9 protein-coding genes are annotated in these 12384 nt (G+C 70.6%); 8 read left to right on the top strand and 1 reads right to left on the bottom strand.

Annotated features, from left to right (window positions below; genetic code table 11):
* The first annotated feature begins 691 nt into the window (after positions 1–691).
* From ACWDR0_RS33095 to ACWDR0_RS33075, 5 genes are all read left to right on the top strand, one after another.
* Entirely contained in the window at positions 692–1546 is an 855-nt protein-coding gene (locus tag ACWDR0_RS33095) for a siderophore-interacting protein (RefSeq protein WP_456355527.1), read from the top strand.
* 525 nt (positions 1547–2071) lie between these two features.
* Complete coding sequence (locus ACWDR0_RS33090) at positions 2072–3514, top strand: pyridoxal phosphate-dependent decarboxylase family protein (protein ID WP_456355526.1); 1443 nt, start codon at positions 2072–2074, stop codon at positions 3512–3514.
* Positions 3471–4781, top strand: a complete 1311-nt coding sequence (locus ACWDR0_RS33085) for a lysine N(6)-hydroxylase/L-ornithine N(5)-oxygenase family protein (RefSeq protein WP_456355525.1) — start codon at positions 3471–3473, stop codon at positions 4779–4781. The genes ACWDR0_RS33090 and ACWDR0_RS33085 overlap by 44 nt, the downstream gene beginning before the upstream one ends.
* On the top strand, positions 4778–5347 hold the full coding sequence (locus tag ACWDR0_RS33080) for a GNAT family N-acetyltransferase (RefSeq protein ID WP_456355524.1): 570 nt from the start codon (positions 4778–4780) through the stop codon (positions 5345–5347). Before ACWDR0_RS33085 ends, ACWDR0_RS33080 begins: the two co-directional genes overlap by 4 nt.
* Positions 5344–7134: an IucA/IucC family protein gene (locus tag ACWDR0_RS33075; RefSeq protein ID WP_456355523.1), complete on the top strand. Its 1791-nt coding sequence runs from the start codon at positions 5344–5346 to the stop codon at positions 7132–7134. Before ACWDR0_RS33080 ends, ACWDR0_RS33075 begins: the two co-directional genes overlap by 4 nt.
* A 111-nt stretch (positions 7135–7245) precedes the next feature.
* On the opposite strand, the gene ACWDR0_RS33070 is transcribed toward ACWDR0_RS33075, so the two are convergent.
* Positions 7246–8910: a beta-N-acetylhexosaminidase gene (locus ACWDR0_RS33070; protein WP_456355522.1), complete on the bottom strand. Its 1665-nt coding sequence runs from the start codon at positions 8908–8910 to the stop codon at positions 7246–7248.
* A gap of 188 nt (positions 8911–9098) precedes the next feature.
* On the opposite strand from ACWDR0_RS33070, the gene ACWDR0_RS33065 reads away from it, so the two are divergent.
* The 3 genes from ACWDR0_RS33065 to glmS all read left to right on the top strand — a co-directional run bounded on the left by ACWDR0_RS33065 (position 9099) and on the right by glmS (position 12301).
* Positions 9099–9968 (top strand): DUF4429 domain-containing protein, encoded by an 870-nt coding sequence (locus ACWDR0_RS33065; RefSeq protein WP_456355521.1) that lies wholly within the window; start codon positions 9099–9101, stop codon positions 9966–9968.
* 245 nt (positions 9969–10213) lie between these two features.
* Complete coding sequence (locus ACWDR0_RS33060) at positions 10214–10447, top strand: hypothetical protein (protein WP_456355528.1); 234 nt, start codon at positions 10214–10216, stop codon at positions 10445–10447.
* A 36-nt stretch (positions 10448–10483) separates the two neighbouring features.
* A complete protein-coding gene (gene glmS / locus ACWDR0_RS33055; RefSeq protein ID WP_456355520.1) occupies positions 10484–12301 on the top strand; it encodes a glutamine--fructose-6-phosphate transaminase (isomerizing) in 1818 nt (605 codons plus the stop codon).
* The last annotated feature ends 83 nt before the right edge of the window (positions 12302–12384 follow it).

Below are 12384 nucleotides of genomic sequence, written 5' to 3'. Positions count from 1 at the left end.
CGCCTTGTCTGGGTTCGGGTGGGTCGTGGGCCTCCGGGCTCACCTCCTCGCCGACGGCGATGCACCGCCACTGAAGCGCGTCCGGTCTTGTCGCCATCGGCTGCGGGGGCGACCCTGCACCCCACTCCCACGTGATCCCGACTTGAGCAGCACCGCAAAGCCCCTGATGGTGGCGCCGTCACCGGGGGGAGAGATGTCTTGCAGTCACCCGGGACGGAGGGTGTGCCCTTCTCGGGGTGCGGTCACCGCCTCCGGAGGGTGCGCCCCATCGGGGTGCGGTCACGCTCCCGGGGATGTGTTCACCCCGAGTAGGGGCTTACCTGTCGGCGGCTTGGGGTCCGGGGCATCCATGCAACGGGTCCGTGGGGAGGGGGGTGCAGGGTCGCCCCCGCAGTGGGCTGCGACAGGTAAGGGTTTCCCCGGGGCGGTGCATCGCAGTCCGCGAGGAGGTGAGCCCGGAGGCCGCCGACCTGCCCGAACCAGACAGGACCGGGTGACGACCCCACGAAGAGCGGGACTCGACCACCCCGGGGCGCCCGCACCCGGCAAGGGCCGCAGGCACGAGTACCCAGGGGCGCGAGGAACTGCGCGACCAACCACCCACCGGCCGCACCCGGACACCAAGCTCAGCCGCCCACGGCGCCCGAGGCCCAACGCCCAAGGGCAGGAAGGTTAGGCTAACCTGACCCACATGGTTCCCTTCCGGTTCTTCGACCTTCAGGTCACCCGCGCCCGGCACCTCGCCCCCTCCCTGGTCCGGGTGACCTTCCGGGGGTTCCCCGGGGAGGACGCGCTCGACGGGTTCGCGTCCGGCGGGCGTGACCAGTCGCTGTCGCTGTTTCTGCCGCACCCCCACCAGGACGCCCCCGTGGTACCGGTCGACGCCGGGGACGGCAGCGCGATCTTCGCGGCCTGGCGGGCGCTGCCCGAGGACACCCGGGCGGTGATGCGCTCGTACACGGTCCGGGAGCAGCGGCGGACCGAGGCCGGGGCGCAGGAGTTCGACATCGACTTCGCCGTGCACGAGAACGGCGGGCCCGCCTGCCGCTGGGCGCAGACGGCCGCGCCGGGGCACCGGGCGATGGTGTTGGGCCCGGCGATCGCGGAGAACACCTCCGTGCGCTGCCGGCCGCCCGCCGATACGGACTGGGTACTGATCTGGGGCGACGAGACCGCGCTGCCCGCGATCGCGGCGATCCTGGAGTGGCTGCCCGCGGGGATGCGGACCCGGGTCTGGGTGGATGTGCCGCACGCGGCGGACCGGATCGAGCTGAAGACGGACGCCGACGCGGAGATCGTCTGGCTGGTCGGGGACGAGGGCGCGCCGTCCGCCGTGGCGGCGGTGGCCGCCGCGGAGCTCCCGGAGGGGGTTCCGTATGCGTGGATAGCCGGGGAGTCGGGTGGCGTGAAGGCGCTGCGGCGGCATCTGGTGGGCGAACGCGGCATCGACCGCCGCCGGGTGACTTTCGTGGGCTACTGGCGGCGCGGGGTGAGCGAGGACGGCCTGCGCGACAACCCCTCCCTCGCGGAGATCGACGAGAGCTGAGCAGGGCGTTCCGGCCCGGCCCGCACCAGGGGCCCCGGCCTGCCGGGCCGCACGGGCCCGGCGCGCCCGCCGGCATTCACGGGCCCGAGGCCCGGGCGGGCGCACCGTATCCCCGCGGGCCGGACGGCCGACCGGCGTCAACCGGACGACGGTTGGTAGATATCCGGCCAAAATATGATCAACCCCCGCAATCGCGGTCTTGCGGGGCTCCCAACGGGCATGCATGCATCAGGCACTTGCGCATCGCCCCTGCTCGGGCCCGCTTCCGGGGCCGCCCGTACCGCCCGCACCGCCCCCTCCGGGAAGCCGGAACGGCCCTCCGGAGGGTCTCGCACCGCCCCGCACGACCCGTCGAGCGCGACAACCGGTCAACCGCCGTGTGAACAACGCCATACGCAGGCCGTTCACCGGGTCGGGAAGACCGATTCCCATGGAAAGTTAGGTTAGGCTAACCTTCCTCACGTCGCCCTCGCACCCCCACCTGTCCGGAGGCGCGACAAGTCCCCGTATCCGGGAGGACATTGCATGCGCTCGCACCTGCTCAATGACGTAACGGCGGAGAGCTACCGGCGCTCCGTGACCGAAGGAGTCGAGCGGGTGGCGAACCGACTCGCCACGACCCGGCAACCGTTCACGGGGGTCACCGCCGAGGAACTCGCGCCGGTGATCGCCGAGATCGACCTCGACCGGCCCCTGGGCGACTCCTCCGCCGCCCTCGACGAGCTGGAGCGGGTCTATCTGCGGGACGCCGTCTACTTCCACCACCCCCGCTATCTGGGGCACCTCAACTGCCCCGTGGTGATCCCCGCCGTCCTCGGCGAGGCCGTGCTCTCCGCCGTCAACTCCTCCCTGGACACCTGGGACCAGAGCGCCGGCGGCACCCTGATCGAGCGCAGGCTGATCGACTGGACGGCGGCCCGGATCGGCCTCGGCGACGCCGCCGACGGCGTGTTCACCAGCGGTGGGACCCAGTCCAACCTGCAGTCGCTGCTGCTGGCCCGGGAGGAGGCGAAGAGCGCGGACCTGAGCAAACTCCGCATCTTCACCTCCGAGTGCAGCCACTTCAGCGTCCAGAAGTCGGCCAAGCTCCTCGGCCTCGGCCGGGACGCGGTGATCGCCCTGCCCACCGACCGCGACCGCAGGATGCGCACCCTGGCGCTCGCCGCCGAGCTGGCGCGCTGCACCGACGAGGGCCTGGTCCCGATGGCGATCGTCGCCACCGCGGGCACGACGGACTTCGGTTCCATCGACCCGCTGCCCGAGATCGCCGAGCTGGCCCAGCAGTACGGCGCCTGGATGCACGTCGACGCGGCGTACGGCTGCGGACTGCTCGCCTCCCCCGCCCGCCGCCATCTCCTGGACGGCATCGAACACGCCGACTCCGTGACCGTGGACTACCACAAGTCGTTCTTCCAGCCGGTCAGCTCGTCCGCCGTCCTGGTCAAGGACGCCGCGACGCTGCGCCACGCCACGTACCACGCGGAGTACCTCAACCCCCGCCGCACCGTGGAGGAGAGGATTCCGAACCAGGTGGACAAGTCGCTCCAGACCACCCGCCGCTTCGACGCGCTGAAGCTCTGGCTGACGCTGCGCGTGATGGGCGCCGACGGTGTCGGCGGCCTGTTCGACGAGGTCTGCGACCTGGCCTCGGCGGGCTGGGAGCTACTCGCCGCCGACCCCCGTTACGACGTCGTCGTCCAGCCGCAGCTGTCCACGCTGGTCTTCCGCTGGATCCCGCCGAACGTGACCAGCCCCGCCATGATCGACCGGGCCAACCTCTACGCCCGCAAGGCGCTGTTCGCCTCCGGGGAGGCGGTGGTGGCCGGTACCAAGGTCGACGGGCGCCAGTACCTGAAGTTCACCCTGCTCAACCCCGAGACGACGACCGACGACATCGCCGCCGTACTCGATCTCATCGCCGGCCATGCCGAGCAGTACCTGGGAGAGAATCTTGTCCACGCCTCTTGAGCCCCCCGCGGAACCCTACGACTTCATCGGGGTCGGGCTCGGCCCGTTCAATCTCGGGCTGGCCTGTCTCACCGAGCCCATCGAGCAGCTCAACGGGATCTTCCTGGACTCCAAGCCCGACTTCGAATGGCACTCGGGCATGTTCCTGGAGGGCTCCCACCTCCAGACGCCGTTCATGTCGGACCTGGTCACCCTGGCCGACCCGACCTCCCCGTACTCCTTTCTGAACTATCTGAAGCAGTCCGGGCGGCTCTACCCGTTCTACATCCGCGAGAACTTCTATCCGCTGCGGACCGAGTACAACGACTACTGCCGCTGGGCGGCCGCCCGGCTGAGCAATGTCCGGTTCAGTACGACGGTCACCCGTATCGAGCACAACGACGGGCTGTACGAGGTCACCACCGGCAGCGGCGAGGTGCTGCGCGCCCGCCGGATCGTGCTGGGCACCGGCACCCCGCCGTACGTACCGGAGTGCTGCGAGGGGCTGGGCGGCGACTATCTGCACAACTCGGCCTACCTCCCGAACAAGGAGGCCCTCCAGGCCAAGGAGTCGATCACGCTGGTCGGCAGCGGCCAGAGCGCCGCGGAGATCTACTACGACCTGCTCTCCGAGATCGACGTCCACGGCTACCGGCTCAACTGGGTGACCCGCTCCCCGCGGTTCTTCCCGCTGGAGTACACCAAGCTGACCCTGGAGATGACCTCTCCCGAGTACATCGACTACTTCCACGCCCTGCCGGAGCAGACCCGCTACCGTCTGGAGTCGCAGCAGAAGGGCCTCTTCAAGGGCATCGACGGGGATCTGATCGACGCGATCTTCGATCTGCTCTACCAGAAGAACCTCAAGGGCCCGGTCCCGACCCGGCTGCTGACCAACTCCGCGCTCAACGGCGCCTCCTACGACGAGGCGTCCGGCTCCTACACCCTGGCGCTGCGCCAGGAGGAGCAGGGCAAGGACTACGAGCTGAACACCGAGGGCCTGATCCTGGCGACCGGCTACAAGTACGTCGTCCCGGACTTCCTCGCCCCCTTGCACGACCGCCTCCGCTGGGACGGACAGGGCCGTTTCGACGTCGCCCGCAACTACTCCGTCGACACCACCGGCCGTGAGGTCTTCCTCCAGAACGCGGGCGTGCACACGCACTCCATCACCTCACCCGACCTGGGCATGGGTGCGTACCGCAATGCCTACATCATCGGCGAGATGCTCGGTACCGAGTACTACGCCGTGGAAAAGTCCATCGCGTTCCAGGAGTTCTCCGTATGACTGCCCCCGATCCGCTGAGCTTCACCGTACGACCGCTCGACCCGCTCGCCGACGCACCGCTGGTGCACCGGTGGGTGACCCACCCCAAGTCCGCTTTCTGGCAGATGTCGGACTTCGACCTCGGGCAGGTCGAGGGGGCGTACTCGGCGATCACGGCACACCCGCACCACCACGCCTTCATCGGGGAGACCGGGTCCGGCGAGCCGGTCTTCCTGATGGAGAGCTACGACCCGGCTCAGGTCGAACTGGTCGGGCTGTACGACGCCCTGCCCGGCGACGCCGGGATGCACTTCCTGGTGGCACCGGCCGACACCCCGGTGCACGGTTTCACCCGGGCCGTGATCACGGCCGTGCTGCGGAAGCTCTTCGAGGACCCGGCGGTCCGCCGGGTCGTCGTGGAGCCGGATGTGCGCAACACGGCCGTGCACGCGCTCAACGCCTATGCGGGCTTCGAGATATCCGGCCGGATCCGCACCCCGGAGAAGGAGGCTTATCTCAGCTTCTGCACCCGTGAGGCGTTCGAGAACAGCGCGGCCATGGCCGACCGTCCGGTGGTGGGACGATGACCGCCGCTACCGACGCCGTCGCCCACCTGACCCCGGAGCTGTGGGCACGGGCCAACCGGCTCCTGGTCCGCAAGGCGCTCTCCGAGTTCGCCCATGAGCGGCTGCTGGCACCCGAACCGCTGGACGCTAACGGCGGCTACCGCGTGCTGAGCGACGACGGGACCGTCGAGTACCGCTTCACCGCCGTACTGCGGGCGCTGGACCACTGGGACATCGACGCGGAGTCCGTGGTCCGCAGCCGCGCCGGGGAAGCCCTGCCGCTGGACGCCGTCGACCTCTGTATCGAGCTGCGGTCGGCGCTGGGCCTGAGCGACACCGTCCTGCCGGTGTATCTGGAGGAGATCTCCTCCACCCTGGCGGGAACCGCGTACAAGCTGAGTCTCGAACCCGTCTCCTCGGCGGAGCTGGCCCGGGCCGGCTTCCAGGCCATCGAGACCGGGATGACCGAAGGCCACCCCTGCTTCGTCGCCAACAACGGCCGGCTCGGCTTCGGGGTCCACGAGTTCCTCTCGTACGCGCCCGAGGCGGCGAGCCCGGTCCGGCTGATCTGGCTGGCCGCCCACCGCGAGCGGACCGCCTTCACCTCCTGCGCCGACCTGGACTACGACACTCTGGTCCGGGACGAGCTGGGCGAGGAGACCCTCGCCCGCTTCGCGGAGCGGCTGACCGGGCAGGGCCTCGACCCGGACGACTACTACCTGCTGCCCGTGCACCCGTGGCAGTGGTGGAACAAGCTCTCCGTCACCTTCGCCGCCGAGGTCGCCGAACGGCGCCTGGTCTGCCTCGGCCCCGGCGACGACGAGTATCTGGCGCAGCAGTCGATCCGGACCTTCTTCAACACCACCGCCCCGCGGAAGCACTATGTGAAGACGGCGCTGTCCGTTCTCAACATGGGCTTCATGCGCGGCCTCTCGGCGGCCTATATGGAGGCCACGCCCGCCATCAACGACTGGCTGGCGGGACTCATCGAGCAGGACGCGGTACTCAAGAGAACCGGCTTCTCGATCATCCGGGAGCATGCGGCGATCGGCTACCGCCACCGCCAGTACGAGCTGGCCACCGACCGCTACTCGCCCTACCGGAAGATGCTGGCGGCGCTCTGGCGGGAGAGCCCGGTGCCCTCGCTGGGCCCCGGCGAGACCCTCGCGACCATGGCCTCCCTGGTCCATACCGACCGGGACGGCGCGTCCTTCGCGGGCGCCCTGATCGACTCCTCCGGGCTGTCGCCCGCGGAGTGGCTGCGGGACTATCTGCGCGCCTACCTCGTCCCCGTACTGCACAGCTTCTACGCCTACGACCTGGCCTATATGCCGCACGGCGAGAACGTGATCCTCGTCCTGGGCGACGACGGCAGGGTCCGGCGGGCGATCTTCAAGGACATCGCCGAGGAGATCGTGGTGATGGACCCCGACGCGGTCCTGCCGCCCGCCGTGGAGCGCGTCCGGGCCGAGATCCCGGAGGACATGAAGCTGCTGTCGGTCTTCACCGACGTCTTCGACTGCTTCTTCCGCTTCCTGTCGGCGGCCCTGGTCGCCGAGGGCCGGATCGGGGAGGACGAGTTCTGGGCGGCCGTGGCCGACTGCGCACGCGAGTACCAGGCGTCCGTGCCGCATCTGGCGGACCGGTTCGCCGAGTACGACCTGTTCGCGCCCGAGTTCGCGCTCTCCTGCCTCAACCGGCTCCAGCTGCGGAACAACCGGCAGATGGTCGATCTGGCGGATCCGTCCGCCGCGCTCCAGCTCGTCGGCACCCTCCGCAACCCGCTGGCCGCCCCGGCGGCCCCCTGAGCGGGCGGGCACCCCCCGAACACGGTCCCTCGGGGGGTGCCCGTCCTTCTCCGCGGCGTCCGTGCCGGCCCGGGAGGCCGGTACGGACGCCGCGGCATGCCCGCCGCCTGCTCAGCCCCGCTTCCAGGCCACCGTCGGCGAGCGGTGGAAGGCGATCCCCAGGGCCGACATCCGCGCGGCCTGCGCCGCCAGCCTCGGCTCGTACTCCGCCCAGGACACGTCCCCGCCGGACCAGCCCTTCTCCGCCACCCCGAGCAGCCTCGGGAAGGCCATCTGCTCCAGCTGTGCGCTGTTGACCAGGGTCTCGGTCCAGATCGGGGCCTCGACCCCGAGCACCGCCGAGTCGGGTATCCCCTCGTCGTCGAAGTAGCGGGCGGGGTCCCAGTCGTAGGAGCGGTCCACTTCGATCCGGCCCGCCCAGGAGAGCCCGAGCGGATGCCGGAAGGTGTACTGCATGTCCAGATAGACCCGGTCGGCCGGGGAGAGGATCAGCTTCGTCCCCTTCTTCACCGCGTCGGCGACCCGCTCGCGCTCGTCCTTCTCGGTCCTGTCCGTACCCCAGTACTGGGCGACCACCGTGTCGTCCGCCCCGGCGCCGGTGATCTCGTGCCAGGCGATCACCTTCTTGCCGTGCCGGGCGACGATCTCCCGCACCCGGTCCATGAAGGTCCGGTAGTCCTTGCCGCTGGTGCTGTCCGCCTCGTCGCCGCCGATGTGGATGTACTCGCCGGGTGTCATCTCGGCCAGCTCCCGGATCACGTCGTCCACGAAGTCGTACGTCTCCTCCTTGCCGACGCACAGCGAACTGAAGCCGGTGTCCATCCCGGTGTGGACCGGGTCGGCGAACCCGTGGCAGCTCAGCTCGGGATAGGAGGCGAGGGCCGCCGCGGTGTGCCCCGGCATACCGATCTCGGGGATCACCTCGATATGGCGGCTCGCCGCGAACGCCACGATCTCCCGGTACTGCGCCTTGGTGTAGAAACCGCCCTTGCCGCCGCCGACGGCGGTCGCCCCGCCGACGCTGGTCAGCTTGGGCCGGGAGTCGATCGCGATCCGCCAGCCCTGGTCGTCGGTGAGATGGAGATGCAGCTTGTTGATCTTGTAGAGGGCGAGCTGGTCGATGTACCTCTTCACCTGGTCGGCCGTGAAGAAGTGCCGGGCGACATCAAGCATCGCGCCCCGGTAGGCGTACCGGGGGGTGTCGGTGATCGTGCCGCCGGGCACCTTCCACGGCCCGGCGGCGCGGGTGTCCTGCTCCACCGCGGGCGGGAAGAGCTGCCGCAGGGTCTGGATCCCGCGGAACAGACCGGCGGGCTCCCGGGCCACCAGGGCGACGGTGGCGGGCGACGACGTCAGCCGGTAGCCCTCGGCGCCCAGGGCGCTCCCGGCCGGGTCCAGCCGCAGCTGGATACCGTCGGCACCGGCGCCGGGGGTGACGGGCAGCCGGTAGCCGGTGGAGGGGCGGAGCACCGCGGCCAGCTGCTCCGCGACGGCCCGGACCCCGGGCCGGTCGTCGATCCGGATCACCGCGCCGGGGGCGAGCGTGAACCCGGGGCCGGAGGGGCGGACGGAGGCCGGGGCGGGCACCACATTGCCCAGCGGCGCGGCGGAGACCGGCGGGCGGCGCGGCGGCTCGTCGCCGGAGCCGGTACCGTCCCCTCCGCCGGTGGAGCACCCCGCGCCCGCCACGGCGAGGAGGAGCAGCGCGCCGAGCAGCCTGCGGCCGGTGCGGCGGGGGGCCCGGACGGAGCCGGGGCGGGGTCGGGGCAGTAGCACGGGAAGCTTTCCCTTCAACGGGCGTCGAACCACGCGCCATGGTCGCGCAGCCTCCCGAATGCGGTCCAGACCTTTGGTGGGCCTATCGGCCGGACCGCGCCCGGACCGCGCCCGGAAGCCCGAACCGCCGTACCGGGCCGCCGGATCCGGTCCCGTCACCCGCCCGGCGTAATGGGAGAATCGGGCCCATGGCGGAAATCATCCAGAAGGACGGGACCTGGAGCTTCGACGGGGACACCGTGCGCATCGTGCCGGGTGCCGACAAGGGCGTCGGCGTGCTGCGCCAGGCCCTCGGGGAGCTGAACGTGCCGCTGGAAGCCGTTGCGGGGGTTTCCTACGAGCCGGGGCGGAAGTCGGGGAAGCTGCGGCTGCGGCTGCGCGGCGGTGCCGATCCCCTGCTCCAGCTGGCCGCGGGCCGGCTCAAGGAGAGCTGGGACCCCTATGCGCTCAGTGTCGACGGCGACCGGGCCGCGGTGGCCGAGTACTTCGTGGACGAGGTCCGCAACGCGCTGCTGATCGAACAGATCGGCACCGAGCAGGTGGACCGCTATCTGATGCCCGGGCCACCGGTCCCGGTCACCGCGTCGGCGGGCGACGGCACGGTCGACTTCGACGGCGACCAGATCCGGCTCTCCTGGAACTGGAAGACCGAGGACGCCAAGTCCTCCGGCGGTCCGCGCATCATCGGCATCGGCGATGTCGAGGCCGTGGACTGGCTGCCGGCCGCCGCCCTGGAGAGCGGCTTCCTCCGGTTCACCGTCGCCCGGATCCGCTCCTCCGCCCCCGCCAAGCACGATCCGCACGCCATCGACCTGTGGGGCTTCCGCAAGGATCCCCTGATGGGGCTGGTCGGCGCGGCCGTGGTGGCCAGGCTGCCGCATCCGTACGCCCAGAAGGCATCCGCGGCCGCCGAGCTCACCAGGGCCGGGGCCGCCCCCGCCGAGGACCACGACACCCTGCTGCGGCGGCTGCGGGAGCTGGGCGAGCTGCACCGCTCGGGCATCCTCACGGACGACGAGTTCAGCACCGCGAAGCAGGCCGTACTGAAGCGGCTCTAGAACCGTTCCGCCACCCCGAGCGACACCCCGAACGGCACCCCGAACGGCACCCCGAAGGTGCACCGAACGGGTGGAGACCTTCGAACATGCGCGAATCCTGCCCGGAATCGGGCAGGATTCTTGCATTCGGGGGCCCCGACCCGCAGTATCGACGGGTGCTCGAACACCGCCGGCCAGGTCGTCCCTCATCCTCCGCGTCGCCACCCTCGTACCCCGCGCACGCGCACGACGACCTCGTCGACCATCTGGTCCGCTCCACCGCGCTCCCGCGCGGCGAGGCGGCCCGGGTCGTCCTCGACGTGCTGGCGTACTTCGACGAGAAGACGGAGGACTACGTCCGCCGCCGCCACCGGGAACTCCAGTCGGGCGGCCTGGCGAACGCCGAGATCTTCGAGCGGATCGCGGGCGAGCTGCCGCACCGCGCGGTGGCACCGCCGGAGCTGTCGCTCCGGCAGCTGCGCCGCATGATCTACGGCTGACGGACGACTCCCACCTACGGAGGGGCAAGAACCTTTATGTGCGGAATTGTCGGTTACATCGGCAAGCGTGATGTGGCACCACTGCTGCTGGAGGGCCTCCAGCGGCTGGAGTACCGGGGCTACGACTCCGCGGGCATCGTGATCACCGGTCCGAAGGGCGGCGGGCTCAAGCTGGTCAAGGCCAAGGGCCGGGTCCGCGACCTGGAGGCCCGGGTCCCCAAGCGGTTCGCCGGGACCACCGGTATCGCCCACACCCGCTGGGCCACCCACGGCGCGCCGAGCGACGAGAACGCCCACCCCCACCTCTCGGCCGACGAGAAGGTCGCCGTCGTCCACAACGGCATCATCGACAACGCCTCCGACCTGCGCGCCCGGCTGGAGGCCGAAGGTGTCGTCTTCGCCTCGGAGACCGACACCGAGGTCCTCACCCATCTGATCGCCCGCTCCGCGGCCGAATCGCTGGAGGAGAAGGTCCGCCACGCGCTGAAGGTCGTCGAGGGCACCTACGGCATCGCCGTGATGCACTCCGACTTCGGCGACCGGATCGTGGTCGCCCGCAACGGCTCCCCGGTGGTCCTCGGCATCGGCGAGAAGGAGATGTTCGTCGCCTCCGACGTCGCCGCGCTGGTCGCCCACACCCGCCAGATCGTCACCCTCGACGACGGCGAGATGGCCACCCTCAAGGCCGACGACTTCCGGACCTACACCACCGAGGGGTCGACCACCACGGCGACGCCGACGACCGTGGAGTGGGAGGCCGAGTCGTACGACATGGGCGGCCACGACACGTATATGCACAAGGAGATCAGCGAGCAGGCCGACGCGGTCGACCGCGTCCTGCGCGGCCGGATCGACGACCGCTTCTCCACCGTGCACCTCGGCGGGCTCAACCTGGACGCCCGCGAGGCCCGTTCCATCCGCCGGGTCAAGATCCTCGGCTGCGGCACCTCGTACCACGCGGGCATGATCGGCGCCGGGCTGATCGAGTCCCTGGCCCGGATCCCCGCGGACGCCGAACCCGCCTCCGAGTTCCGCTACCGCAATCCGGTCGTCGACCCCGACACCCTCTACATCGCCGTATCGCAGTCCGGTGAGACCTACGACGTCCTCGCGGCCGTCCAGGAGCTGAAGCGCAAGGGCGCCCGGGTGCTGGGCGTGGTGAACGTCGTCGGCTCGGCGATCGCCCGCGAGGCCGACGGCGGCGTCTACGTCCACGCGGGACCCGAGGTCTGCGTGGTCTCCACCAAGTGCTTCACCAACACCGTCGTCGCCTTCGCGCTGCTCGCGCTCCACCTCGGCCGGATCCGCGATCTCTCGGTCTCCGAGGGCAAGCGGATCATCGAGGGCCTGCGCAGGCTGCCGGAGCAGATCGCGGAGATCCTCGAAGCCGAGGACGACATCAAGAAGCTGGCCGAGGAGTACGCGGGCGCCCAGTCGATGATGTTCATCGGACGGGTCCGCGGCTATCCGGTCGCCCTGGAGGCTTCGCTGAAGCTGAAGGAGATCTCCTACATCCACGCCGAGGCCTATCCGGCGTCCGAGCTGAAGCACGGGCCGCTGGCCCTGATCGAGCCGGCGCTGCCGACGGTCGCGATCGTGCCCGACGACGATCTGCTGGAGAAGAACCGCGCCGCCCTGGAGGAGATCAAGGCCCGCAGCGGCCGGATCCTGGCGGTCGCCCACCGGGAGCAGGAGAAGGCCGACCACACGGTCGTCGTCCCGAAGAACGAGAACGAGCTGGACCCGATCCTGATGGGCATCCCGCTCCAGCTCTTCGCCTACCACACGGCCCTGGCCATGGGCCGGGACATCGACAAGCCGCGCAACCTGGCGAAGTCCGTCACCGTGGAGTGATCCCGGCGCACCGCCGGAAGCGGGCCCCGCCGCGCACGCGCGCGCGCCCCCAGACCGCGCCCGACCCAGACACCCCCCCCCCC

Source organism: Streptomyces sp. NPDC003691, from assembly GCF_053981115.1.
Note: the sequence above shows the minus strand (reverse complement) of the source record. Positions and strands in the feature narration are given on the sequence as shown.

What these genes read in the sequence shown, in the direction of transcription:
- ACWDR0_RS33065 (WP_456355521.1), top strand. Translation starts at nt 9,099, where the DNA reads ATGGCGGAAATCATCCAGAAGGACGGGACCTGGAGCTTCGACGGGGAC.
- ACWDR0_RS33075 (WP_456355523.1), top strand. Translation starts at nt 5,344, where the DNA reads ATGACCGCCGCTACCGACGCCGTCGCCCACCTGACCCCGGAGCTGTGG.
- glmS (WP_456355520.1), top strand. Translation starts at nt 10,484, where the DNA reads ATGTGCGGAATTGTCGGTTACATCGGCAAGCGTGATGTGGCACCACTG.
- ACWDR0_RS33090 (WP_456355526.1), top strand. Translation starts at nt 2,072, where the DNA reads ATGCGCTCGCACCTGCTCAATGACGTAACGGCGGAGAGCTACCGGCGC.
- ACWDR0_RS33085 (WP_456355525.1), top strand. Translation starts at nt 3,471, where the DNA reads ATGCCGAGCAGTACCTGGGAGAGAATCTTGTCCACGCCTCTTGAGCCC.
- ACWDR0_RS33080 (WP_456355524.1), top strand. Translation starts at nt 4,778, where the DNA reads ATGACTGCCCCCGATCCGCTGAGCTTCACCGTACGACCGCTCGACCCG.
- ACWDR0_RS33095 (WP_456355527.1), top strand. Translation starts at nt 692, where the DNA reads ATGGTTCCCTTCCGGTTCTTCGACCTTCAGGTCACCCGCGCCCGGCAC.